The sequence below is a fragment of the Shimazuella sp. NTD247 genome, from assembly GCF_059510415.1.
This window is the reverse complement of sequence record NZ_JCAJZU010000006.1, coordinates 117418-142286: the sequence shown is the minus strand read 5'-3', so window position 1 is coordinate 142286 and position 24869 is coordinate 117418. Positions and strand designations below refer to the sequence as shown.

At 38.5% G+C, this 24869-nt stretch carries 25 protein-coding genes and 3 tRNA genes; 18 read left to right on the top strand and 10 right to left on the bottom strand.

Features of this window, described 5'->3' with window-relative positions:
* The first annotated feature begins 60 nt into the window (after nucleotides 1-60).
* The 7 genes from typA (at nucleotide 61) to AC5WOC_RS15760 (ending at nucleotide 6460) form a co-directional block, all read left to right on the top strand.
* Nucleotides 61-1878, top strand: a complete 1818-nt coding sequence (gene typA, locus AC5WOC_RS15790) for a translational GTPase TypA (protein ID WP_496056375.1) — start codon at nucleotides 61-63, stop codon at nucleotides 1876-1878.
* 136 nt (nucleotides 1879-2014) lie between these two features.
* Nucleotides 2015-2725, top strand: coding sequence for a response regulator (locus AC5WOC_RS15785; protein WP_496056374.1), 711 nt, complete (start codon nucleotides 2015-2017; stop codon nucleotides 2723-2725).
* A gap of 28 nt (nucleotides 2726-2753) precedes the next feature.
* Nucleotides 2754-3812 (top strand): two-component system histidine kinase PnpS, encoded by a 1059-nt coding sequence (gene pnpS, locus AC5WOC_RS15780; RefSeq protein ID WP_496056509.1) that lies wholly within the window; start codon nucleotides 2754-2756, stop codon nucleotides 3810-3812.
* A 121-nt stretch (nucleotides 3813-3933) separates the two neighbouring features.
* On the top strand, nucleotides 3934-4212 hold the full coding sequence (locus tag AC5WOC_RS15775; RefSeq protein WP_496056373.1) for a hypothetical protein: 279 nt from the start codon (nucleotides 3934-3936) through the stop codon (nucleotides 4210-4212).
* A gap of 273 nt (nucleotides 4213-4485) precedes the next feature.
* Nucleotides 4486-5079 (top strand): VC0807 family protein, encoded by a 594-nt coding sequence (locus AC5WOC_RS15770; RefSeq protein WP_496056372.1) that lies wholly within the window; start codon nucleotides 4486-4488, stop codon nucleotides 5077-5079.
* 18 nt (nucleotides 5080-5097) lie between these two features.
* Nucleotides 5098-5679: a TetR/AcrR family transcriptional regulator gene (locus AC5WOC_RS15765; RefSeq protein WP_496056371.1), complete on the top strand. Its 582-nt coding sequence runs from the start codon at nucleotides 5098-5100 to the stop codon at nucleotides 5677-5679.
* Between the two features lie 421 nt (nucleotides 5680-6100).
* Nucleotides 6101-6460, top strand: coding sequence for a hypothetical protein (locus AC5WOC_RS15760; protein ID WP_496056370.1), 360 nt, complete (start codon nucleotides 6101-6103; stop codon nucleotides 6458-6460).
* A gap of 74 nt (nucleotides 6461-6534) precedes the next feature.
* Here AC5WOC_RS15760 and pstB (AC5WOC_RS15755) read toward each other — a convergent pair whose 3' ends face one another.
* The 9 genes from pstB (AC5WOC_RS15755) to AC5WOC_RS15715 all read right to left on the bottom strand — a co-directional run bounded on the left by pstB (AC5WOC_RS15755) (nucleotide 6535) and on the right by AC5WOC_RS15715 (nucleotide 14544).
* Nucleotides 6535-7281 (bottom strand): phosphate ABC transporter ATP-binding protein PstB, encoded by a 747-nt coding sequence (gene pstB / locus AC5WOC_RS15755; protein ID WP_496056369.1) that lies wholly within the window; start codon nucleotides 7279-7281, stop codon nucleotides 6535-6537.
* Between the two features lie 14 nt (nucleotides 7282-7295).
* Entirely contained in the window at nucleotides 7296-8093 is a 798-nt protein-coding gene (gene pstB, locus AC5WOC_RS15750) for a phosphate ABC transporter ATP-binding protein PstB (RefSeq protein ID WP_496056368.1), read from the bottom strand.
* Nucleotides 8094-8106: 13 nt separating this feature from the next.
* Nucleotides 8107-9003, bottom strand: coding sequence for a phosphate ABC transporter permease PstA (pstA, locus tag AC5WOC_RS15745; RefSeq protein WP_496056367.1), 897 nt, complete (start codon nucleotides 9001-9003; stop codon nucleotides 8107-8109).
* Between the two features lies 1 nt (nucleotide 9004).
* Nucleotides 9005-9928: a phosphate ABC transporter permease subunit PstC gene (gene pstC, locus AC5WOC_RS15740; protein WP_496056366.1), complete on the bottom strand. Its 924-nt coding sequence runs from the start codon at nucleotides 9926-9928 to the stop codon at nucleotides 9005-9007.
* A gap of 79 nt (nucleotides 9929-10007) precedes the next feature.
* Nucleotides 10008-10943, bottom strand: a complete 936-nt coding sequence (locus AC5WOC_RS15735) for a PstS family phosphate ABC transporter substrate-binding protein (RefSeq protein ID WP_496056365.1) — start codon at nucleotides 10941-10943, stop codon at nucleotides 10008-10010.
* 500 nt (nucleotides 10944-11443) lie between these two features.
* Nucleotides 11444-11863 (bottom strand): hypothetical protein, encoded by a 420-nt coding sequence (locus AC5WOC_RS15730; RefSeq protein WP_496056364.1) that lies wholly within the window; start codon nucleotides 11861-11863, stop codon nucleotides 11444-11446.
* Nucleotides 11864-12006: 143 nt separating this feature from the next.
* A complete protein-coding gene (locus AC5WOC_RS15725; RefSeq protein ID WP_496056363.1) occupies nucleotides 12007-12183 on the bottom strand; it encodes a hypothetical protein in 177 nt (58 codons plus the stop codon).
* A 154-nt stretch (nucleotides 12184-12337) separates the two neighbouring features.
* Nucleotides 12338-12823, bottom strand: coding sequence for a hypothetical protein (locus tag AC5WOC_RS15720; RefSeq protein ID WP_496056362.1), 486 nt, complete (start codon nucleotides 12821-12823; stop codon nucleotides 12338-12340).
* Nucleotides 12824-12858: 35 nt separating this feature from the next.
* On the bottom strand, nucleotides 12859-14544 hold the full coding sequence (locus AC5WOC_RS15715) for a YndJ family protein (protein ID WP_496056361.1): 1686 nt from the start codon (nucleotides 14542-14544) through the stop codon (nucleotides 12859-12861).
* Nucleotides 14545-14759: 215 nt separating this feature from the next.
* Between AC5WOC_RS15715 and polA the strand changes: the two genes are divergently transcribed.
* From polA to AC5WOC_RS15690, 5 genes are all read left to right on the top strand, one after another.
* Nucleotides 14760-17426 carry a DNA polymerase I gene (gene polA / locus AC5WOC_RS15710; protein ID WP_496056360.1) on the top strand — a complete coding sequence of 889 codons (2667 nt, stop codon included), beginning with the start codon at nucleotides 14760-14762 and terminating at the stop codon, nucleotides 17424-17426.
* A 31-nt stretch (nucleotides 17427-17457) separates the two neighbouring features.
* Nucleotides 17458-18285, top strand: a complete 828-nt coding sequence (gene mutM / locus AC5WOC_RS15705) for a DNA-formamidopyrimidine glycosylase (protein ID WP_496056359.1) — start codon at nucleotides 17458-17460, stop codon at nucleotides 18283-18285.
* Complete coding sequence (gene coaE / locus AC5WOC_RS15700; protein WP_496056358.1) at nucleotides 18270-18908, top strand: dephospho-CoA kinase; 639 nt, start codon at nucleotides 18270-18272, stop codon at nucleotides 18906-18908. Before mutM ends, coaE begins: the two co-directional genes overlap by 16 nt.
* Nucleotides 18890-19501 carry a lytic transglycosylase domain-containing protein gene (locus tag AC5WOC_RS15695; protein ID WP_496056357.1) on the top strand — a complete coding sequence of 204 codons (612 nt, stop codon included), beginning with the start codon at nucleotides 18890-18892 and terminating at the stop codon, nucleotides 19499-19501. The genes coaE and AC5WOC_RS15695 overlap by 19 nt, the downstream gene beginning before the upstream one ends.
* A gap of 169 nt (nucleotides 19502-19670) precedes the next feature.
* Nucleotides 19671-20705 carry a glyceraldehyde-3-phosphate dehydrogenase gene (locus tag AC5WOC_RS15690; RefSeq protein ID WP_496056356.1) on the top strand — a complete coding sequence of 345 codons (1035 nt, stop codon included), beginning with the start codon at nucleotides 19671-19673 and terminating at the stop codon, nucleotides 20703-20705.
* A 29-nt stretch (nucleotides 20706-20734) separates the two neighbouring features.
* On the opposite strand, the gene AC5WOC_RS15685 is transcribed toward AC5WOC_RS15690, so the two are convergent.
* Nucleotides 20735-21511: an SDR family NAD(P)-dependent oxidoreductase gene (locus AC5WOC_RS15685; RefSeq protein WP_496056355.1), complete on the bottom strand. Its 777-nt coding sequence runs from the start codon at nucleotides 21509-21511 to the stop codon at nucleotides 20735-20737.
* A gap of 207 nt (nucleotides 21512-21718) precedes the next feature.
* Here AC5WOC_RS15685 and nrdR point away from each other — a divergent pair, with 207 nt between their 5' ends.
* The 6 genes from nrdR to AC5WOC_RS15655 all read left to right on the top strand — a co-directional run bounded on the left by nrdR (nucleotide 21719) and on the right by AC5WOC_RS15655 (nucleotide 24852).
* Nucleotides 21719-22225: a transcriptional regulator NrdR gene (gene nrdR, locus AC5WOC_RS15680; RefSeq protein WP_496056354.1), complete on the top strand. Its 507-nt coding sequence runs from the start codon at nucleotides 21719-21721 to the stop codon at nucleotides 22223-22225.
* Nucleotides 22226-22311: 86 nt separating this feature from the next.
* The gene (locus AC5WOC_RS15675; RefSeq protein ID WP_496056353.1) at nucleotides 22312-23625 is read left to right on the top strand and encodes a DnaD domain protein; all 1314 of its coding nucleotides are present in this window, start codon (nucleotides 22312-22314) and stop codon (nucleotides 23623-23625) included.
* A gap of 64 nt (nucleotides 23626-23689) precedes the next feature.
* Nucleotides 23690-23765: transfer RNA gene (locus AC5WOC_RS15670), tRNA-Phe, on the top strand.
* A gap of 3 nt (nucleotides 23766-23768) precedes the next feature.
* Nucleotides 23769-23843 (top strand) — tRNA-Gly (locus AC5WOC_RS15665).
* 14 nt (nucleotides 23844-23857) lie between these two features.
* A tRNA-Leu gene (locus AC5WOC_RS15660) sits at nucleotides 23858-23945 on the top strand.
* A 718-nt stretch (nucleotides 23946-24663) separates the two neighbouring features.
* Entirely contained in the window at nucleotides 24664-24852 is a 189-nt protein-coding gene (locus AC5WOC_RS15655) for a hypothetical protein (protein WP_496056352.1), read from the top strand.
* Nucleotides 24853-24869: the final 17 nt, after the last annotated feature.

Sequence of the window (24869 nt, the reverse complement as noted above, 5' to 3'; positions counted from 1 at the left end):
TACCAACATAATTGTGGTACGATCTCCTTTGTGAACATGTAGAGGAAGGAATAAACGTAGATGAATGTAGAGCAAATAAGAAATATCGCTATCATTGCTCACGTTGACCATGGGAAAACAACGTTAGTAGATGCGATGTTAAAGCAGAGCCATATTTTTCGCCAAAACCAACAAGTTGAAGACCGTGTAATGGATTCCAACGAGTTGGAAAGAGAAAGAGGAATAACAATTCTCGCAAAAAATACGGCGATTGAATATAAAGGAATAAAGATTAATATTGTTGATACACCAGGACACGCAGACTTTGGCGGAGAAGTAGAACGCGTTATGAATATGGTGGATGGAGTATTACTCTTGGTCGATTCCGTCGAAGGGCCAATGCCGCAAACCAAGTTTGTACTTCGCCAAGCAATTGAGCGCGGGCATAAAGCGATTGTGGTCGTCAATAAAATCGACCGGGACAACCGCCGTCCAGAGGAAGTAATCAATGAGACATTTGATCTTTTCGTGGATTTAGGCGCTACAGATGAACAATGTGATTTCCCAGTTGTTTATGCAAGTGCATTGAGTGGAATATCTGGTTTGGATTATGAAGACTTAACTGATACATTGGAACCACTTTTTGAAGAAATTATTCATCAACTGCCTTCGCCAAAAGTAGATGTAGATGGACCTACCCAAATGCAGGCTACTCTGCTTGGATTTGATGAGTATAAAGGTCAAATTGTCATTGGTCGTTTGGAACGGGGTACCATTCGTAAAAATCAAACTTTGACGCTATTAACTGCTGATGGTACTTCTCGTTCGGTCAAAGTAGGACAAGTTTATATCCATCGCGGACTTGCGCGTGTAGAAGTAGAAGAAGCGACCGCAGGTGATATTATTGCACTCACCGGTGTCGATGGAGTAGGTATCGGAGATACATTTGCTGACCCAGAACATCCAGAAGCACTGCCACCCATTACTGTTGAAGAACCTACATTACGTATGACGATAGGTATTAACACTAGTCCTTTTGCAGGGCAAGATGGTACTTTTGTAACTTCACGGAAATTACGAGAACGTCTTTACCGGGAAGCAGAAGCAGATGTAGCTCTTCGTGTAGAAGATGCTGATTCCTCTGATCAGTTTACTGTTTCTGGCCGTGGAGAATTACACTTGGGTATCTTAATTGAAAACATGCGTCGAGAAGGTTATGAGTTTCAAGTTAGTAAGCCAGAGGTAATTTTAAAAGAAATTGATGGCCGAAAAATGGAACCGATGGAAGTTGTCGATATTGAGGTAAGCAGTGATTATCAAGGAGCAGTTGTCGAGCTGCTTGGGATAAGAAAAGGTCAGCTGCAAGATATGGTTGTCATGGACAGCGGAAATATCCAATTTAAATACCTTGCACCTTCCCGCGGCTTACTCGGTTTCCGTCAGCAGCTATTGACTGCGACAAGAGGAGAAGCCCAAATGCATTCGATACTAGCTGGCTATGAAGCCTATGCTGGCGAGATTCAAACCAATGAATTTGGTTCTCTTGTTGCTTGGGAAACTGGAACAGCTACAACATATGCTCTGCATGCTACGCAAGAGCGTGGTCAAATGTTTATTGTTCCTGGTACGGAAGTTTACGAAGGTATGATTGTAGGACAGCATATTCGTGATACAGATTTGGAAGTAAATGTTTGTAAAAAGAAACATTTAACGAGTATTCGCAGTGCAACGAAAGAAGAAACGCTCAAGCTTGATGCTCCTCGTCTGATGACCATTGATGATGCGATTGAATATCTAAAAGAAGATGAATTATTGGAAGTAACACCAAAGACGTTTCGTTTGCGCAAGAAGTTACTAAATAAAAACGAGCGGGCAAAGTATAATCGACAAAAGAAATAAGATATTTGTTTTTGATTCAGGGAAGGTTATTAGTAGCTCCAAAAAGTGCTATTTATTGGAGTAGTGATAACCTTTCTTTTTTATTTGTTTTCTCTTAAGATTAGAGTTAGAGCATCCATTTAGGAGTGGAAAGACAATGTCAAAAAATATATTGGTAGTAGAGGATGAGCCTTCGATTGTTAAACTGATTGAATTTAATCTTACAAAAGAAGGATTTATAGTAGATAGTGCCTTAGATGGAGAAATGGCATTACAGAAAATAAAAGTGCAGCTTCCTGATTTGATCATTTTGGATCTGATGCTGCCTCGCGTCGATGGACTAGAAGTTTGCCGACGAATCCGCACGGAGAAAGAGCATATTCCTATTTTGATGCTTACCGCAAAATCAGATGAATTTAATAAGGTTCTCGGTTTGGAACTCGGTGCAGATGATTATATGACTAAACCATTTAGTATTCGAGAATTAACAGCTAGAGTGAAGGCTATTTTTCGCAGAATGGAAGCAATGCGCAGAAGTGAAGATGAAAGCAAACCAGTAGAAAAGAGTATTCAGATCGGTGATATTCAAATAGATACGGAAGGCTACGAAGTAAGTCGAAATGGACAACTCATTGAACTTACCCCAAAAGAATTTGAATTGCTCATGTATTTGGCTAATCATCGTGGAAAAGTACTCTCGCGTGATCAACTTCTAAATGCAGTTTGGAACTACGATTTTGTTGGAGATTCACGTATTGTAGATGTACATGTCAGTCATTTACGCGACAAGATCGAAAAAGATTCAAAAAAACCTATTTATATAAAAACAGTTCGTGGAGTGGGATATAAGTTGGAGAGTAAAGAATAAAAGAAGGAGGAGATGAAGATTGTCCCATGTGGAGCAGGCATTACTTGATTTACAAGAAAGTACACATCGAATGAGTAGTGTAATTGAAGCACTGGATACGGGATTGTTAATGGTAGATAACAATGGGCAAATACAACTAGCAAATCGGGCATTTGGCCTCTTGTTTGATTTGCCGGTTGAAGAAATGATGGGACAATCCTATGATTCATATTTATCCGCATATAATTTGAATCCATTGCTGCTGGAATGCATGGAAAACCGTGTAGCAATTCGTTCTGAAATAACTTTGTTTTATCCTCAGGAAAGAATAATTGAAGCAAATATAACTCCGATAGAGGAACACTCACAGCAGCTCGGTTTAGTTGCTGTTTTTCGTGATTTAACTGCAATTCGCCGTTTAGAGGAGTTGCGGAGAGACTTTGTGGCCAATGTTTCTCATGAATTAAAAACTCCTCTAACATCCATTGTTGGTTTTACGGAAACGTTGCTTGACGGAGCACGAAAAGATCCGGATACTTGCAAAGAATTTTTACAAATTATTTTTAAAGAAGGATTACGCTTGCAGCGTTTGGTAGCAGATCTGCTCGATTTATCAAAAATTGAATCCAAACAAGTTTCGGTGAAAATGGAATTGGTTTCTGTTCAAATGATAGTCCATGATGTTGTCGAGACATTAATTGAACAAATGCAGGCAAAAAATTTACGTCTTTTAACGGATGTTGCACCACTCAGAGTAAAAATGGATACTGATTGTGTACGGCAAATATTGTTGAATTTACTAGCAAATGCGATGAATTATACCCCTGTGGGCGGAAAAGTCACGGTTAAAGTGAAGCAAGATGAGAGTCACTGGTTGTTACAAGTAATGGATACAGGGATTGGAATTCCGGAAAATGATCGTCCTCGTATTTTTGAACGTTTTTACCGAGTAGATAAAGCACGTTCCCGCAATTCTGGAGGAACTGGTCTTGGATTAGCGATTGTTAAACATTTGGTGGAATTGCATCAAGGAGAAATTGAAGTGGAAAGTGCAGTTGGAACAGGCAGTGTTTTTACAGTCCGTTTCCCATTGGAATATAGGGAATGATGAGACCTAAGCGAATGTTTTGCTTAGGTTTGTTTTTTGTTTGTATAAATAAAAGTATTCTATTGTATAATCAACCTAGGCTGAAATACAGTCTGTTGTTTTCATGAAAGGATTGCCCGCCATGGCTACAAAACTTGATCTTCAGCATGAGAAGCTCAATAGTCTTTGGTCTATTGAATGTGAAGTGTCTATCGACCCACGTTTCTCAATGCAAAGGCCAGATAAGCCTAATCCAGAAGGTACTTTCTTTCTCGATAATCGAAAGTACATGATTACGGTTACTGTTCATAGTGTAACGGTAGGTAGGGGTCCGAGGCGAGTAAAGTTGTGGGTTCCTCGTGATGGTAAGCGAGTGATGGAACTTCCAGGAGTTTGTAAGGTAACTCTTCTTCCTGGTTAATGGGTATCACTTAAGCTCTGAAATAAATCCACAGCTAGCCTGGGCAGCAGCAGTTGTCCAGGCACTATAATATAAAGAATGCATAAGTTTAGAGTCGTCAGATGACGGCTTTTTTTGATATGAAGAATAAGTAGAAGTTGTGCCATTTCGAATTCAAAAAACTCTTTACATACCGCTGGTCGGTGTGTTACTATTTTAATCATACCAACCGACGGTATGAATACGAAAACTCACACATCATAAAGCTTTTAACATCCATCCGGAGGATTTATCATGAAAAAAGGTAGATTTGAAATTATTATCACAATTCTTATCAATTTCGCTTTGCCCTATCTAATTTATGTGCTATTAGAAGGTCATACATCAAGTGTAGCTGCATTATCTATTGCAGCTTGTGTGCCGTTATTGGATTCTCTCTATCATCTGATAAAAGATAAGAAGTTTGACGCTTTCTCTTCCTTTATTTTTTTAGGTATTATTTTTGGCGTTATTGCCGCATTGATTGGGGGAGATGAACGTTTTATCTTGCTGCGCGAATCTTATGTTACAGGAGTAATGGGACTATTATTTCTTGTCTCTCTTTTATTCAGCAAGCCGCTTATTTATCACTTCGCAGAAAGATTTACATCCAATAGAAGTATGATTATAAAACGTTGGGAAGAAGAACCAAAATTTCGTCGTTCGATGCGACTGATGTCTCTTGTTTGGGGAATCGGATTAATAATTGAGGCGTTGGTCAAAGTGGTACTTGTCTATGACTTAACGATTCCTACTGCTCTATGGCTTGCTCCGATTGTACAATATGCTATCATCGCTACCTTGATTATCTGGAATATTCGCTATGTGAAAAGCAAACAGAAAGCTTAAGATAAAGGGATGTAAAAAATGGAACATAATGAGTTGAATTCAACTTTACGTTTGTTATTAGAAACTACAGAGGAGTTAATTTTAGAACAAGGATGCCAACGTACGACACTGCAAGACATTTTGCAGAAAACTGGTGTATCCAAAGGTGCAATTTATCACTATGTAAAAAGCAAAGATGAGTTGTTTGCTTTGATTCTGAAACGAAAACTAGTTACCGTAGATGAACAATTTAATACAGATGTTTCTAGTGCAAACGATGAAAATGCGCCTTTTAGAGGAATAGCAGGGCGTTTTAATAAAGTGGCAAATGCAGGTATGGTAACGAATTTGATCTTTATCTATCTGCTCAGTAAAATGGAAAATCCATCTATTCGAAAAACTTTGCAAGATTTGCAAGAAAGTGCAGTACAGATGGGAGCAGGCTGGATAAAAATAGGAAAAGAACATGGTGTGATTCCTGAGGAAGTAGAAGAAGAAAAGCTTAGTGCCATGTTCAATGTATTCCGGTATGGGTTGGTCGTCCAAAATTTAATTGCGGATAATGGGAAGATAAATGAGAAAGATATTTATGAATTGCTGATCCAAAATCTTAAAAAGTAATACAAACAAGATCACTTCAAAATTGCTAAAAAACAACATTTGCATAGTATTGTTGCAAATGGTTTTTTACATCCTGATTTGTTTTGTGATTGAAAGGCAAGTACACGAAGAACAGAAGGACTACTGCTAACGGTAAATTACGACAAATCCAGTCTTACTCGTTTGATCCAACTCAAGACATTCAGCGACTGACAAAAAGGAAGACCATCTACATCAGATGGTCGTCTGTCATTTATTTTAGACATTGCAGTTGATATTTTTGATTTGAAGTGAAATTGTCTTTACATTTAATTTGAGAATTTCAAAGAGCAAGGAAATATTCGTTTTTATGATTATTTTTTTTCTATATAATGGAGTAAGTAGAAACTATCCGTTTCTAGTCACACGGCACTGTGGCTAGGTGAACGATAAGGTCATCGAGATGAAGAGGCTAGAGTACATTTTCTGTAACAATGGTGTGGTGGACAGCTCTGAAGCGCAAATGATCGTGCTGGTGCACACCAACCTCGGCAAGGTCATTCACCCGATGTTCGAGCTTTGTTCCGTGATCTTCTCCGCTGACGCCGGTTCGATCACGACAAGCTCCATCTTGGAAGAATTCCTCTCCCTCTCGGAGATGGAGATCGGAACCCAGCAGAGAATTGGTGAATGTGTCATCACCCGTAAGCAGAAGTATTGGGAGATCGTGGATGCAGAGAAGTACATCAACCATCTCTCCCTAGGCGAGGACGGCAGGTTGGTGCTCGTTGGAGTGGACGCAGACGGTGTGTCCCGTCTCTGACCTCGCCTGTCACGAGTGTCGTGTGCGCCCGGTGGAATACTCCACCGGGCACATGTATTTTATCTAGAATTAGTTTACCCAAATTGTCCGGATAAATAGTTTTTTGTCCGCTCATCACATGCATTGGAAAATAGTTCGGTTGTATCATTTTGTTCGATTATTTCTCCGTGCAAAAAGAATGCAGTTTGATCGGAAACTCGCTCTGCTTGTTGCATATTATGAGTAACGATGATAATTGTATAGTTTTCTTTTAATGATAGTATCAATTGTTCAATGTGTTCAGTCGAAATGGGATCAAGGGCAGATGCGGGTTCGTCCAATAGCAAAATTTCTGGTTTCATTGCTAGTGCCCGGGCGATGACAAGGCGTTGCTGCTGCCCGCCAGATAAACCGAGCGCGGAATGCTGGAGACGGTCTTTGACTTCTTTCCAAAGGGATGCTTGATGCAATGTTTCTTCTACTATTTCATCGAGTTTCTTCTTTTGTTTTATTCCGTGTAATCGTGGTCCGTAGGCGATATTGTCATAGATGGACAATGGGAACGGTACAGGCTGTTGAAAGACCATTCCCATTCTTTTTCGTAAATCGACTACATCTGCTTGTGCATCATAAAGTTCTTTCTGTCCAAGTCGAATCGAACCTTCTGCTCGAAAAGTTGGAATAAAATCATTCATTCGATTTAGGCTGCGAAGAAGTGTTGATTTTCCGCAACCAGATGGTCCAATTAGTGCGGTAACTGTATTTGATGGAAAGGTGAGGTTAATATCTTTCAGAGCATGTTTTTCTCCATAATAAACATCAAATTTTTCAACCGAAAGCATGTTTTTTCCTCCTTTTAACCGAATTTTCCACTTAAATAATCCAAGGTCATTTCATTTTGCGGTTCAGTGAAGATAATCTCCGTTGGACCAAATTCAATGATTTTTCCAAGATGAAAATAAGCAGTATAATCGGATATTCGAGCAGCTTGGTGCATGTTGTGTGTAACCATAATAATGGTAAATTCCTCTTTTAATGATTCGAGTAAAAGTTCTATTTTTTCTGTAGAGATAGGATCTAGAGCAGAAGTGGGCTCATCCAATAAAATGATTTTTGGATGCAGTGCAATGGTACGTGCAATACACAACCGCTGTTGTTGTCCACCGGATAACCGCAGTGCTGATTCATGCAGGCGGTCTTTAACTTCTTCCCATAGTCCAACTCGTTTTAAGCTCTCTTCTACCAAATTTTCGATTTCATTTTTTTGTACTTGGTGAATTCGTAATGCAAATGCAATGTTTTCATAAATGGATTTAAAGAATGGATTTGGTTTTTGAAACACCATTCCAATGTATTTTCGAAGCACAGTCGCGTTTATGGTGGGAGAATTGATATTGAGTCCATCAACTTCGATTTCACCTGTGATAGTTGCCCCATCAATCGTATCGTTCATACGATTGAGACAACGCAGAAGAGTAGACTTTCCGCAGCCAGACGGACCGATAAAAGCATTAATAGTATTTTCATTAATTTTCAATTGTACATCATGGAGTGCTTGGGATTGATTATAAAAAACATTTAGCTGTTTTGTTTCAATCGCAATTTTGTTTGAGAGATTGTGATCTCGTTTCTTTACAAAAGGGAAGTTAAGCATTTGGTTCACCCCCTCAGGAAGATGCTGTTAAGCGACGGTAGAGATATTTACCAAAAAGACGTGCGCCGATAGTGAAGAGAAGGACAACACAAATTAAAATAAATGCTGATCCTCCAGATACGGCAGCAGCCGTTTGTGTGGAAAGGCTGTCTGAATTCACTTTCCAAATATAAACAGAGAGCGTTGCCGCTGGGCGAAATGGATTGAGTGGAGAAGTGATTGCTGTTGGATCCCAATTGGTAAAATCCAAGTTTGGGGAACTCATCCCTGCTGTGAATAAAAGGGCGGCTGCTTCTCCAAAAATTCTTCCTGCTGCTAAAATCGCTCCTGTAACAATACCTGGAAGGGCAGCTGGTAAAATAATTTTGGTTATTGTCTGCCAGTGCGTTACTCCTAAAGCAAGAGATGCTTCCTTTTGATCTCTTGGGACAGACGATATCGCTTGTTCTACAACTCGAACCATCAGTGGAAGATTAAAAATGGTCAAAGCCAATGCTCCTCCGATCAATGTATACCCCCATCCAGTATACTGGACAAATAGAAGCAGTCCAAACAACCCAATAATAATAGAAGGCAATGAAGACATCACTTCCATACAAAGCCGTAAAAAACGGTTAAACAGGCTTGGTTTTGCATATTCCGCCATATAAATTCCACCGCAAATACCAATAGGAAGCGTGATAATCATCGTGAGTATGAGTAAGTAAAAGGAATTGAACAGCTGCGGAGCGATCCCGCCAACTTGACCCAATATATATGATCCCGGTGCTGTCGTTAAAAATTCCCATGACACATAAGAGAATCCATGGAGGATGATGTACCCCAATAAGCCTGCTAGTATTCCAATAATGAGAACAGCTACTGCATAGAAAAATATCGTTGCCAGACGGTCGATATGTTTTGCATTCATCTTAAGCATCCCTCCGGCGAGTAATAAATCGAATCAAAAGAATAAATAATAATGTGATTACAAGCAGAACCAATCCCATCGACCATAACACTTGATTAAATGTTTCCGTAGGGACGGTATTACCCATGTTTTGTGTGATCATGCTCGTTAGAGTATGGATCGATGTAAACAGATGGATTGGCAGATTTGCAACGTTTCCAATCACCATCTGTACGGCAAGCGCCTCCCCAAATGCGCGTGCCATTCCTAGGACGACAGCTGTCATCAAACCAGGAAGTGCCGTTTTTAATACAATGCGATAAATCGTTTGCCAGCGAGTTGCTCCTAATGCATACGAACCTTCCCGATATTTTAACGGTACGGATTCAATGGCATCGACAGATATACTGATAATCGTTGGTAAGATCATGATAGAAAGAACAAGAATGCCTGCTAGAAGACCAAAACCAACACCGTCCACTAATTTACCAAGAAAAGGAACCAATACAGTTAAACCAATAAATCCATAAACGACAGAAGGGATACCAACTAGTATTTCAGTTGTTGGTTGTAAAACCTTTTTCCCCCATTTTGGTGCGATTTCTGTCATAAAGACAGCCACACTAATACCAATGGGAGCACTGATGATAGTAGCTCCTAATGTAACCATAAATGAACCAAAAATAATGTTTAAACTACCAAATTGATGATCGGTTGGGCTCCAATTGGTTGAAAAGAATTGACTCCATGTCAGTTCATGGTAAAAAAATGGCATCAACCCTTTGGAAGTAATAAAGCTAAGCAGTGATAACAAAATGACAATTACAATCCATACACTGATTGTTGTTACCGATTTGCCTTTCCATTCCATCCAAAAGATTCGTTTGGATGGGGATTGTATTTGATCTGCTAATGAAGAATCAATAACTGTTCTTTTCTCCGTCATAAGTAATCCCCTTTCAGGAGAAATAAAAGAAAAAGGAGTCGCAAGTAATAAAAGGACTCCTTGTACGAAAAATGGATTATTATTTCACTGTTCCAGATGGATCTCTTTCTACTTTCATGTCAGTAATTGGAATATAGTTAAGTTTCGTTACAAGTCCTTTTTGAATCTCATCCGATAAAATGTATTGAATAAAAGCATCTTCCAAAGCTTTGTTTTTGCCGTTAGCATTCGTGTAAATATGTTCGTATGCCCATACTTTCCACTTGTTTGTGGTTACATTTTCGTTAGTAGGTTGGATTCCATCCAATGTAAGTGCTTTTACTGTGTTGTCTACATATGAAAATGCAAGATATCCGATAGCGCCTTTTGTTTGCCCGATGATTTTACGAACTGTACCTGATGAATCTTCCACTATGCCGCCTTTTCCGCGAAATTCCTTATTATCTTTCAAGGCGAATTTTGCAAAGGCTGCACGTGTTCCAGAACTTTCGGAACGATTGACCAATACAATTGCTTGATCTTTTCCGCCGACTTCTTTCCAGTTTTTGATCTTGCCTGTGAAGATGTCGATTAGTTGTTGTTGTGTAAGATTGGTAACTCCTATTTCTGGGTTTGCTACTGGAGCAATTCCGACAACAAAAGCTTTGTGATCGACTAATTTTGATGCATCTATTTTTTCTTTTTCTTCTGCGAAAATATCTGAGTTCCCTAAATCAGCAGTATCGTTGGTTGCAGCGGTTAGACCTTGACCACTGCCTCCGCCTTGTACATTGATCTGGACACTTGGATTGCTTGACATAAATGATTTGCTCGCTTCTTCCACAAATGGCTGCATTGCAGTGGAACCAACAGCAGTAAGTGATCCGCTAAGTTGCTTGGTGTCCGTATTGTCTGCTTTGCCGCTACACGCTACCAATGTGCTGAAAGCTAAACTGATAATACCACTTGCAAGAAAAAATTTTTTTATCTTCACTAAATATTCCTCCCGAAATGGTTTACTGCAATTTGCTTGCATCTTCACTATACGTCTAAAGTTTTATTGATAAATGAAGGTATCGTAAACCGATTGTAAAGAAGTGTTACGATTTGATTAATTTTTTATGTTTTAAAAATATTATATTATATATGTAATTTAAAAATGAAATGAATGATTTAGTATAAAAGGTGAATGTGAAAAAAGGAAATAATAAATAAAAATCTTTGAATACCATGTAAAAAAATGAAAGGTAATTGTTCATAAGGTTATAGCAGGAACTTCTGAACTGGTAAGGTGAAAAGTAAAATCGAAGATTAGTTGAGGTCATAAACTACAGGTGTTCAAATGATAGAAGGTATATCGAGAAGCTTTTTTTTAATGGGTAGGTATAACATAACGGAAAAATCCCCTCTAAAGTCATGCAGAGGGGATTTTATTTCAAACGATTTATTATTTCAAACATAATATGCTGACCGTCCTGCACACACGTTGCTTGTGTGCAGGACACGGCCTAGAGATCACTGGGACTCAACAGAAGTTCAGTCAGTCGCACGAGCGTTTGCAGCCCGCAGAGCACGCAAACCCGTCTGAAACTTGATAAAACCGTGGTTGATGTCTCCAGTTAGAAACTTGCCTCTGGCACTGCCGAATCCTTCTTCGACTTTGAGAAGTGCACCCTTGAGTTCTGGATCTCCCAGTGTTCGCAGAGAGTTGCTTGCAGCGTAGATTGCCGGATCCAGCTTGTGCTGGAGAAATCTCAGAGCCTGCCTTTTGTTCTCGCGAAGCTCCTCGACGGCTTCTTGGTACCTTCGAGGGACGCGATTCAGGGATTCTTCCGTGAAGGAAGCATTTGTACTCCCAAAAATGATGGTAACAAGCCTTTCGTTAGTCGTGAAATACGTTTCTGCTTCCCTGAGCAGGTTGAGAATGTTCGCGATCTCCTGCATTTCCGGAGTCATACCAGCACTTTCTCTAGGACCAATTAATGCATTCATCCTAACGCAGTTGGACAGGGAAGTAAAGAAAATGGCAACTTTTATAAAAATCTATATAAATTTTTGGTTTGTGTTGTGGGCGGTATACTACTGTATACCGCCTTTGTCTAGTCTCGTGACTCAGCCTTTTCTAGTTTGTCAAGACGACGAGAAATGGAAATAAGGTGCTTTGTTAGATCCAGCAGCAAACCCAAGACACGCTGAATGCCGATCGTTTCGCGGGCCAATGGGGTGTGGTGAACTCGTGTGATTTCTTTTTCGATGTCATCAAGCGAGCGTCCCATTTTTATCCTAGCTCTAAAGTAATGAAATGTATATTTATACATTCAATCGGATTATAATACATTTTTAGTACACAAACAATGCTGGACAAAAAATACATAAAAAAATGAATCAACCTTAAAGCGCATGATGCTCTAAGGTTGATCGTAACTTTTCTTATTTAACGTTTATACAGTTAGTGAAATAGGAGTAATTATCGCCAAACCATACAACATCGTCATCTGTCATCGTACAGGTCCCCATTGGAATAACCAGCTCCGAAAAACCAGCTTTACACGCCGCTCTGGTAAGGTGTTTGTCTGGAAAGTACAGACTCTTATCAGCCAAAAGTCGAGTATCACGATCTTTTTTCTTTTTTTTGAGTTCTTTGCAGAGCCATTGAAACAGCTCTTCACCGAACTTTTTCAATTGTTCAGGAGTCGGACAGGGAAAATCGTCTCTGCTATGAAGGAGATCTTGTTGTCTTACTGTTTCTAGAGCTGGGTTATCCGGTTCAAGAGAAAGTGAAATCGCATCAGGCTTTTTTTTATTTGCTTTTTTCACCAGCTGTACCCAAAATGCTGCTGTAATTGCCGCTGCTTTATTTTCTTGAAGTTGGTTCCTAGGGATGTCGGACATGTTAACGGAATAGGTGGAAGGCATGGAACTCCAATCCGAAAAGTTACATTACTTTTAAATTATACAATATCATTTACTTTCCCCGAAATCTCATATTCAATATGTAACAATTTTAATCCAAACAGCCACATGCGATGAGTTGCTTGCAGTCTCCCGTATTCATCAACCCAAATCAAAAAATGCTCATTTAAAGGGAGTCGAAAGGAGAAATTTTTCCACATGAAATAAATTCCCTCGTCCCCTTTTCTTCCTCTTCTTGGCAGACTGGTAATTTGAAGTGATAAGTCAGCTCCGTGTTCCATGCGCAAGATACCTGTAAGATTTCTTTTTGGTATTGGTAAAGTGATATGTAAATAACGTTCATGATTATGGAGATGGTCAGTGTAGACAGCTACAAACATGGTTTGATCTGTATCTTTGTATGTGCGGATCCAAGCGCGCAAATGTTTATAATTATGTTGGATCTCCTCCTTTATCCCAACAATTTTACTTTGTACTTGTAGTACCTCTTCGCTATTTGTTGGCAGATTAATTTGTTGCTTTTTGACAGACCACCATTTGAACACTTTTCCAACCAAACGGAATCCTCTGTGCCATGTTACTTGAGTTGCTAGTTCATATAAAACGGTATTCTCATAAAATGATCTAATTTTAGGGTGTAATTCTGTTGGGAAGAAGTCATTTCTTGCGAATTTCCCTAAATTGTCTACTAATCCAGCATATTGCATTTGGTGATCAGCTAAATGATTGCGATCTAAAAAATCTTTTCCAATTACTCTATCACCGTTGATATTGGTTTGTGGAAGTCCATATAAAACATTATTTTCCATTGGTTTTAGATAAACCCATCCGAGAATACCTAGCATTACAAATCCGATTGCATTTACTCCACCATGGTACCAAACCATCTGTTCGATACTCAGCCATGATGACCCAAGTAAATTGGATAAGCTGTAGAGAAAAGATAGGATAATGGTTAATCCAACAATAACAGCTGATAATTGAAGTACTAGTCTTATAAAGAAGCGTTGAACCATTTTGCTGATATGAATGAGTACAAAATAACTATAGATGAATAAGCAGACTGCATAAATCACAACAGTTATAAATTCAATGAAGTGATTTGTATATATTCCAACAGCTACAAATAGTGGGCTAATCATCAGACCAATCGATGTCCACTTGTAGAGTTGACTGCATTTTTGATCGATATCTAATTGCCTTCCAACCAAACCGATAAATACGGGTGAAAAAATAGATGCAAAATGAAAATGAGATGCAGTTAGAAGCAGCCATTGACCTTGAAACCCGAGCAGACCAGCTCCAAAACTGTAAAAACTGAGGGTAATTCCACCAATTGATGCGTATATTAAGCCGATATCTATGGCATTTTCTTCCAACACATGCCATCCTCGTTCCAATAATCGTCTTACCCCATATCCTGCGATAGCTATCATATAAATAGCCCAGGGAATCGACAATACACCGGAAATAAGGCTTTCCTTAGGAAATACAAAGGATAGAGCAACTGTAAAGGAGACATAAGGATGGTACCCAAGCAAAAAGCTATGGTATCGAGAATCACTTCCATCTCGTTTGATGGTAGGAACTACAAACAAAAGCAAGGGTATTGCTAGAAAAATAGAAATGAGGAGTAACTTCTCTATTTTATCATCGGCAAGGATAACGAAAACAATCCATAAAAGAGTAGAAATTAGTAGATTCCTTGCGAAAGAATTATTCATATCATGGTTATTCCTTTTCTTTTTTCTCTCAGTCTAACATAAAATGATGGACGTAGTTTTTTGATTTAATAAAATATATTATATTAATGGATAATAATCAAATAATTGCTATTTTATCCCAATTGAGCTTAAGGGACTTCTACTGGGATTTTGCTGGAAACGTTTGTGCGGATAATGTTACAATAAGTTGGAGTTTATTCTGAACGGGTAAGGTTGTGAGTAGGTTGAAGAAATTAATGTTGATAGATGGAAATAGTATTTTGTATCGAGCATTTTTCGCATTGCCTTTGTTGTCTAATTCAAGTGGTGTATATACAAATGCTGCGTATGGATTTTCTATGATGCTGGTCAAAATGCTAGAAGAAGAGAAGCCTACACATGTGTTGGTAGCATTTGATGCAGGGAAAACTACTTTTCGACATAATGATTATGAAGCATACAAAGGAACCCGTGAGAAAAGTCCAGGTGAGTTAGCAGAACAAATTCCGCTTGTTGCAGAAATTTTAGATGCTTTTTGTATCAAAACATATGAACTGTCTGGGTTTGAAGCAGATGATATTATTGGCACACTAGCCGTTCAAGCAGAAAAAAACCAAATGAAAACAGTAATTGTAAGCGGAGATAAAGACTTATTTCAATTGATTGGGGATCATGTTACCGTTTTGCATACACGTAAAGGTGTAACGGAGATTGATCGTTACGATGAGTCTGCCCTGCACGAAAGATATGGTTTAAAACCTTCTCAGATCGTCGATTTAAAAGGATTGATGGGGGATGCCTCTGATAATATTCCAGGAATACCAGGTGTTGGAGAGAAAACGGCTTTAAAATTGCTTGCCCAATACCCCACAGTTGAAGAAGTCATTGCAAATCCGGAAAGCTTTTCTGGCAAGAAACTTCAAGAAAAGCTGCGAGAATATGCGGATGATGCGATTTTGAGTAAAAAATTAGCTACGATTTATACGGAAGTACCTATCCATTTTTCTTTTGAAGATTTGGAACTTCAAAAATTTCAAAGTGGAAAGGTATCTGATGTGTTCTCTCGTCTAGAGTTTCGAACATTGATGGATCGACTAGATAAATCTCCTCTTTTTGCAGATGCTGTGCAAAAAGAAGAACAATCGCTTTCAGAACATATCTATACACAAGTAACCGCATATAATTACAGTGATTGGGATAATTTTCTGGAACAGCCCCTGCTTGCATTACATATCGAAACGGATATCGATAATCCGCACCATGCTAATATTACAGGGATTGCTTTGTCTGATGACATTCATCATTTGTTTGTACCTTTAGAAATAGCTAAAAAATGGGATGCTTTCACAAAATGGTTAAGCAGTCATTCTCAGAAAAAAGTAGTATATGACTTGAAAAGAAGCAGGATTCTGCTGCAAAAAGAAGGACTATGCGCTGATGGATATTCATTTGATGTATTGTTGGCGGCGTATGTACTAAATCCATCAGAAACGAAATTAGATCTTAGCGATCTTGCTTTAGCGCAAAGCGTAGGCTACTTACCCTCAGATGATGAAGCATATGGAAAAGGTGCAAAGAGAAAACCGCTATCAGCTGAGCCATTGGCAAATCATGTGACAAGGAAATCTGCAAAACTGCTGTCATTGTTTCATCGATTTGAGCAGCAATTAGAGGAAAATGACTTATCTGATCTGTTATACGGTTTAGAAATGCCTTTAGCAAGTGTTTTAGCAGATATGGAATTGACAGGTGTATTGGTAGACAAAACACAATTAGAAACTCTTGGCGTTACATTTAAAGAAAGAATAGACCGTCTAGAGGGAGAAATCACAGAATTAGCAGGAACAAAATTTAATATCAATTCTCCCAAGCAGTTATCGGAAATTTTGTTTGAGAAACTGGGTCTGCCTGTTATCAAAAAGACAAAGACAGGCTACTCTACAGGTGCGGATGTGCTAGAAAAACTTGCTCCTCAACACGAGATTGTCGAAAAGATACTGCACTATCGCCAAGTTGGAAAGTTATACTCCACATATATAGAAGGATTGAAAAAAGAGATATCATCGGATGGTAAAATTCACACTCGTTTTAACCAAACCATTGCAGCTACAGGGAGATTGAGCAGTACAGAGCCAAACTTGCAAAACATCCCAATCCGGCTCGAAGAAGGTCGGCAAATCAGGCAGGTTTTCGTTCCTTCTCATAAAGGATGGAGTATTTTAGCTGCAGATTACTCTCAAGTAGAACTGCGGATACTTGCGCATCTATGTGGGGATCCAATCTTACAAAAAGCATTTCAAGAGGATCGTGATATCCATACACAAACTGCGATGGATGTATTTGGAGTTGGAACGGAAGAAATAACATCAATGATGAGAAGTAAAGCAAAGGCCGTCAACTTTGGCATAGTTTATGGGATTAGTGCTTTTGGTTTGTCGCAAAATATTAATATACCGCAAAAGGAAGCGAAGGAGTTCATTAATCGTTACTTTGAAACTTACCCAAATGTGCATCAATTTATGGATGATGTAGTGGCAGATGCAAGAAAAAATGGATATGTAACAACTTTACTGAACCGCAGAAGATATCTACCAGATATTAATGCTTCTCAGTTTAATGCACGAAGTTTCGCAGAACGAACTGCTATGAATACTCCTATTCAAGGCAGTGCAGCGGATATTATTAAAAATGCAATGGTGAATTTAGCTAGAGTGATGAAAGAGAAAAAATGTCAGAGTAGAATGTTGTTACAAGTTCATGATGAGCTTATTTTTGAGGTGCCTCCAGAAGAGTTAGAAGATATGAAGGTACTCGTACGTGAGCAAATGGAAAGTGCAGCTGAGTTGTCTGTTCCTCTAAAAGTAGATGTGAATGTTGGTCAAAGTTGGTACGAAGCGAAATAGATAACACCAAGTGAAATGAGGAATTAAAGTTATGCCAGAATTACCAGAGGTCGAGACTGTAATGCGTACACTAGCGTCACTTGTGACTGGGAAGACCATTCAACAGGTGACGGTTTCCCTGCCTCGTATTATTCGCAGACCTGATGATGCAAAGATATTTGCTGAAAAATTAGTTGGAACTACGATTACCAAAGTTGAAAGAAGAGGAAAATTTTTAAAATTGTTTGCTGACCCTTATGTATTGGTATCTCATCTTCGTATGGAAGGGAAATATCGAGTCGCTGACCAGACAGAACCTGTTGAAAAACATGTACATGTTATTTTTCATTTTACAGCTGGTACAGAGCTTCGATATAAAGATGTCCGCCAATTTGGAACGATGGATTTGTTTCTGATAGGTGAAGAAGAGCAAGAGGAACCACTAAAAAAATTGGGACCAGAGCCACTAGGGGAAGATTTTACATTAGAATGGTTTGCTGCAAATTTAAACAAAAAAACGACAAAAATAAAAGCCCTATTGTTAAATCAACATTTTTTAGTAGGCTTAGGTAATATATATGTTGATGAATCTTTGTATAAAGCAAAAATACACCCAGAGAGACCGGCTAATACTCTTAGTTTGGAAGAGATAAAAGACTTATATACTGATATACGGGAAACATTGCAAACAGCAATCAATGCAGGCGGGTCATCTGTCCGTTCTTATGTAAATGGTCAAGGAGACATGGGTTATTTTCAATTACAGATTCAAGTGTATGGCAGAAAAAATGAACCATGTAATACATGTGGGGCCCCCATATCTCGTATTGTAGTTGCTGGTCGCGGGACACATATTTGTAACAAATGTCAAACGATCTGATAATTGATTGGATGAAAGTAAACGGTGATAATATGGTTTATGGATTAACTGGTGGTATTGCTACCGGAAAAAGTACTGTTTCTGATATGTTTCGTCAACTTGGTGCCGCCATTATCGATGCAGATGTAATTTCACGGCAGGTTGTTGAGCCAAATACATTAGGTGCAGAACGGATTAAAGATATATTCGGAGGACACCTATTCACATCCGATGGTGACTTAAAGCGAGAGTTGTTAGCGAAACTCATATTTTCCGATGAACAGGCGAGAGTAAAGCTTAACCAGTTGTTGCATCCTCTGATTATGATGGAGATGCAAAGGAAATCGGATCTAATAAAAGAACAACAGAAAAATACCGTTATCATCTGGGATATTCCACTGCTTTTTGAAGAAAATTTGACCAATTTTGTCCAAAAGGTTATTGTGGTATATGTGCCAAAAGATATCCAACAAACTCGCTTACAATTACGAAATAATTTGAATCAAACCGAAGCTGATAAACGCATTCAATCACAACTATCAATAGAAGAGAAAAAACGTTTAGCTGACTATATCATTGATAATAGTGGGTCAGTTCAGCAAACGAAGAGACAGGTAGTGGCATTATGGAATCATCTAACCTAAAGAAGTGGATTGAGCCTGCTCTGCAGGCACTACCTAGAAAAAGGTTTATTTTTGCAGGAATTATTCTCATTATTCTATCCCTTGTTGTTGCATTTCCATTATTTAACCGGTGGATCTATCCTTTAGAGTACGAAAACAATATTGTAAAGAGTGCTGAACAAACAGGAACGGATCCTTTTTTGATCATGGCAATTATTCGTGTTGAGACAAAATTTGATCCAGAAAAACAATCTCATGTAGGAGCACAAGGATTAATGCAATTAATGCTCCCTACTGTCGATTATGCGATACGAAAAGGAAATTTCTCTCCTTCTATGAGACAATATATCAAAGTACCAGCAGTGAACATTCAAGTAGGTAGTTGGTATTTGAGTGATTTGAATAGACAATTTAAAGGAAATAAAGTTGCTGTCATCGCAGCTTATAATGCTGGACCTACTAGAGTACAAAAATGGCTCAAAGATGGAACTTGGGATGGAACAAGACAAAATGTTCAAAAAATACCTTATGGTGAAACACGACACTATGTGCAACGGGTAACCTTTTTCTATGAGAAATATAAATCTCTCTATACGGATTTAGTGAAACAATAAGCGGGCAGATGGATTGTCCGTTTTTTCGTGTGTTTTTTTCTGGAATACGGTTAAGTAAAAATAGGCACGAAGATATAAATGTTTTATATTGCAAAATGTGTCATACTGATTATAATGAAATAGAGGATTAGTATGTTATAAATAGTACCGGAAGGGGAAACTAAATTAAATGAAACTACGCATTGCTATAAATGGTTTTGGTCGAATTGGGAGAATGGTATTTCGTAAGTCTATAACAGATCCTACTTGTGAAGTAGTAGCGATTAATGCGAGTTATCCAGCGGAAACCTTAGCACATCTTATAAAATTTGATACAATACATGGTTTTTTCGATGAAGAGGTATTAGTCGAAGATGGTAATTTACGCGTAAATGGTCAGCTTGTTCGTCTTGTATCTAACCGGAATCCGTTGGAGCTGCCATGGGAGCAAATGAATGTTGATGTGGTAGTGGAAGCTACAGGAAAATTTTGCGACCGAGAAGGTGCTTCTCTTCATTTACAAGCAGGAGCAAAAAAAGTGGTGATCACTGCTCCAGGTAAAGATGAAGATGCTACAATCGTTATGGGAGTAAACCATGGTATCTATGATTCAGAACAACATCATATTATTTCTAATGCTTCTTGTACAACAAACGGTTTAGCACCTATAGCAAAAGTATTAAATGACCGCTTTGGAATTGAATATGGATTGATGACCACTGTCCATTCATACACCAATGACCAAAAAAATCTGGATAATCCGCATAAAGATTTGCGACGTGCGAGAGCTTGTTCCCAATCCATTATACCTACCAAAACAGGAGCAGCAAAAGCGTTAGGAGTAGTTATACCAGAACTAAAAGGAAAATTGAATGGTTTCTCTCTACGTGTACCAACACCAAATGTTTCCGTTGTGGATTTAGTCGTGGATCTAAAGAAAAATGTTACGATGGAAGAGGTAAATGCTGCATTTCAGGAAGCGGCAAGTCAAAATTTGAATGGAATCATTCAGTACTGTGAACTTCCTTTGGTTTCATCAGATTTTATTGGTAATTCTCATTCTTCTATCGTCGATGCGTTATCAACCATGGTAATTGGTAATCGACAAGTCAAGGTTCTTGCTTGGTATGACAATGAGTGGGGATATTCTTGTCGAGTAGTAGATTTGGTGAAGTATGTTGGAGCATCATTGTACCAAAAAAAATTAATTAGTGTCATCGCATAATAAAAACCGTTCCTTATTTGGAACGGTTATTATCTTGCAGCAGACAATCCTCCATCTACTGCGTATACGCTTCCAGTTATGTATTTGGCTTCATCAGATGCTAAAAATAAAATTACATTTGCGATTTCTTCGGGGGTTCCGTAGCGCTTCATTGGAATGAAGCGGGAAAAATCCTCTCTTACCTGTTGCTCCATGCCTGGGTTTAATCTGCTTTCGATACGATCCATAGCATTTGATTCTACTGGAGCAGAGCATACTGCATTCACACGAATATTTGCTGGACTAGTTTCTAAAGCAGCTGTTTTTACCAAACCAATGATGGAGTGATTTAACATCACATGAGAAGAGAGCATTGGTAAACCCATTAATGCGGAAATATTTCCATAAGTGACAATGGAGCCTCCGCCATTTTTTTGCATGATCGGAATGACATGCTTAAAGTGAAAAACAATATCGTTCATTTGTTGGAAGAGTTTACTTAGGTCATTGTCTTCCACTTCTCGAATGGGACCAACAGAGCAGTCACAAGGTGATGCATAGACAAAGATATCGATTTTTCCGAAAAATTTAACAACATCTTCAATACATACAGATATTTCAGAATCGATGCCACCTTCAACAGAAACTAGCAATGATCTGTCGCAGATAAATTGGTCATCTGACGATAGACTCATTTCACTAATATTTTGGTAATTATCAACTAGTGCCAGTTTTGCACCTTCTGATGCGAATTGTTTTGCTGCTTGATAACCTACTCCATCTGTAGCGCCTGTTATCAGAATCACTTTATCTTGAAACCGTTTCAATATTATACGCTCCCTGAGTTAGATATCTGTTATTATACTTTAAAATGTAAAATAAAAGAATAATGGCTTAAATCGGTCTAACAATATTCTAAATGTTTGAACGCCTCCGTACAAGCTTTGTATGCTTAACCGAAAAATGATCATTGAGGATATTGAAAATAAAGGGTATCTTAGAGGGAAGAGATGCCAATACGGAGGTACTACCAAATGAAATGTCCAATTTGTAATAATAACGGAAGTCGCGTACTCGATTCTCGTCCAGTTAATGAAGGAAGAGCGATCAGGAGAAGAAGAGAGTGCGAAAAATGCAATGAGCGTTTTACTACTTTTGAAGTAATGGAAGAAAAGCCTATCATGGTAATTAAAAAAGACGGGAGTATGGAAGAGTTTAGTAGGGAAAAATTGCTTCGAGGATTAATTCGGGCTTGTGAAAAAAGACCTGTTCCTACCAGCAGTCTAGAAGGTTTGGTTTTAGATATGGAACGAAAATTACGCGAGATAGGGGTTCTAGAGGTTCCTACCATGCAGATAGGAGAACTAGTATTAGAACGGCTAGTGAAAATCGATGAAGTTGCATATGTTCGATTTGCCTCTGTTTATCGTCAATTCCAAGATATAGAACTTTTTGTTAGAGAGTTGGAAGATTTGCGTAAACGATCACATGAGGGAGATATGAAAACGTATAGACAGCAAAATGACATAGAATCGGAATAAATTTTGATTGTGTTTGTCTTTCGTTTTCGATAAAATAAACAAACCTGTTATCCATTATGTATTTATGAAAAGGAGGTCACATTTTTATGTTTTGGCAAGAAATCCAATTCCGGAGTCGGCAGGAAAAAGCATTGGATGGTATTGACCTTTTTTCTTTAACTCATCTATATCAACCAATTGTTGGCGTTATTGGTGTTGGATTATATGTGACACTTCATGCCCAAGCTTCAAAAAAAGAAGGAATTTCTTCCTTATTAACTCATACATATTTGTTTAAATTATTATCGATCTCACACAATCAACTTTTAGAGGCAAGGTATCAATTAGAAGGCGCAGGACTTTTAAGAACATTCGAAAAAAATGGTCAAACAGAAGGAAATTATTTGGAGTATCAAGTAATCTCTCCTCTCGCCCCTTTGACTTTTTTTCAGACGAGGCCTTTGGCTGTTCAATTGCAGCAACAATTAGGATTAGAAGAATACCAATTGATTAAAAATCAAGTATGGCAAGAAGAAAAAGGGTTAACAAGTGTAGATTTGACAAAGACATTTCAAGAAGTATATGGTCAAACAGCTGCTACCATATCTGTTACTCAGCCAGTGCAAACTGCCTCAAAGAAAAGGCCCCCTGTGATCGATTTTGGGTTTGTTCGTTCCCGCTTGGCTACTACCATAAAACCATCCAACTGGACTCCCCAATTGGAATCAGAATTAAAACAAGCTTGTTATTTGTTTAAATTAGATGAAACGGCACTTATTAAATCGATTCAAAATCCAGAAGTTTCCATTGGCGGAGATGTAAATTTAGAAAAGTTGTTTCATCATTTGAATAGCAACTTATATCCTATAAAAGCTGTGAGTCAACCGATTGTTCCAGCAGAAAACGAGATGACTCTTACTCCGTCAGAACTGACTGCAAAAGAGAAACACTTTCAATTACTAGAACGTATTTCTCCGTTTGAACTTTTGGCTCATTATCAAGGTGGAGCAGCAGTTCCAAAAAGTGAAATGAATCTTATCCAGTCATTGCTCACCCATTATCAATTACCATCACCAGTAGTGAATGTATTGCTTGATTATGTGATGATCAAGTGTGATCGAAAGTTACCAAAAGCATATGTAGAGAAGATTGCCTCTCATTGGAAACGTTTGAATATTGAGACGTCAGAGCAGGCTAGAAATCAAGCGTTGAAAGAACATATGAAGCAAATTACTCCACAAGAAAACAGTACAAAAGCAAGAAGAAAACCGAGCATAAAAAAATTACCGAAAACAATAGCCCGTGAAGTGTTGGAACCGACTTTTACAGATGAGGAATTACAAGGGACATATGAGGATATACAAGCTACGATGAGATTTTTACGATCAACAGAAAATCAGGTATTGCACAACAAAGAGTAGCATGTTATAATAACTTTTGTCAGCTCGAAATGCCTTAATACATAAGGATTACAGATTCCTTGATGGCTCGATAGCTCAGTCGGTAGAGCAGAGGACTGAAAATCCTCGTGTCGGCGGTTCGATTCCGTCTCGAGCCACCAGTTGCGGAAGTGGCTCAGTGGTAGAGCATCGCCTTGCCAAGGCGAGGGTCGCGGGTTCGAATCCCGTCTTCCGCTCCAACTTTTACTGCCTTGCCGGGGTGGCGGAATAGGCAGACGCACAGGACTTAAAATCCTGCGGTGGGTTACACCGTGCCGGTTCAAGTCCGGCCCTCGGCACCATACATAAAAAAGAAGTCGTCCCATTTTGGGAGGCTTCTTTTTGTATATTTGGATTCCATGAATAGTAGAGCAATCTTATAACATTGCGGGCGAGAAAACCCACGGTTTAAATCGTGGGTTAAAAGCGAGCGTTGAACGAGGGTAAGGAATTTTCCTTCCCTTTGGAAAAAAGCAAATTTACAAACAAACATTCCCATGGTAATATATGCATAGTCGTGACAGACGAAAACCAAGTTTGCTCGCGGTAAAGAAGAAATCAACAAACATAAACCGTGGGGCGTATGGGGTTAGCTTGGTAATGAAATAGTCATGAGGCTATCGTCCCAAGAATCCAACGGCTTTAGCCGTATGGAGTTGTCAAATTGGAAAAATAACGATGTCTATATATGGTACTCATAAAATCCGATTTATGACTGTTTAGGTTCTATTCCTTTTTAAAGAGTTACTCTACATGCTGTGAAATTCAGCGTGGAACCATTCGTGTTAAAAAAAGAGTAGTATGTTCGTTGAAAGATATCTCATCTTTTATTAGAATTTTTCTAAAAAAGCATTACAGCAATTGATAAGAAATTTGAGCAAAAGATAGATGTTAAAATAAAAACATCAAAACGATACTGCAAGTTCTACTTGAGGATAGAATTTATAGATTGAAACACATGGATAAAAAGATATGTGTGATTGATAGGAATTTATACTTAATGATTGGGAGTGAAAATCAATGAGAAAAGTAATTTTGTATATGCATACATCACTAGATGGTTGTGTAGAAGGATCAAGTGAATGGGACATCAGTTGGGTTTTCTATAATCATGAGTTGGAGAAATATGCTGAGGAAATTTTGCGATACGTAGATACATGTGTAAGTGATCGCGACTTTGATTTAAGTCCGATCATAGCAGCATATTAAAAAAAGTCGTCCATTTA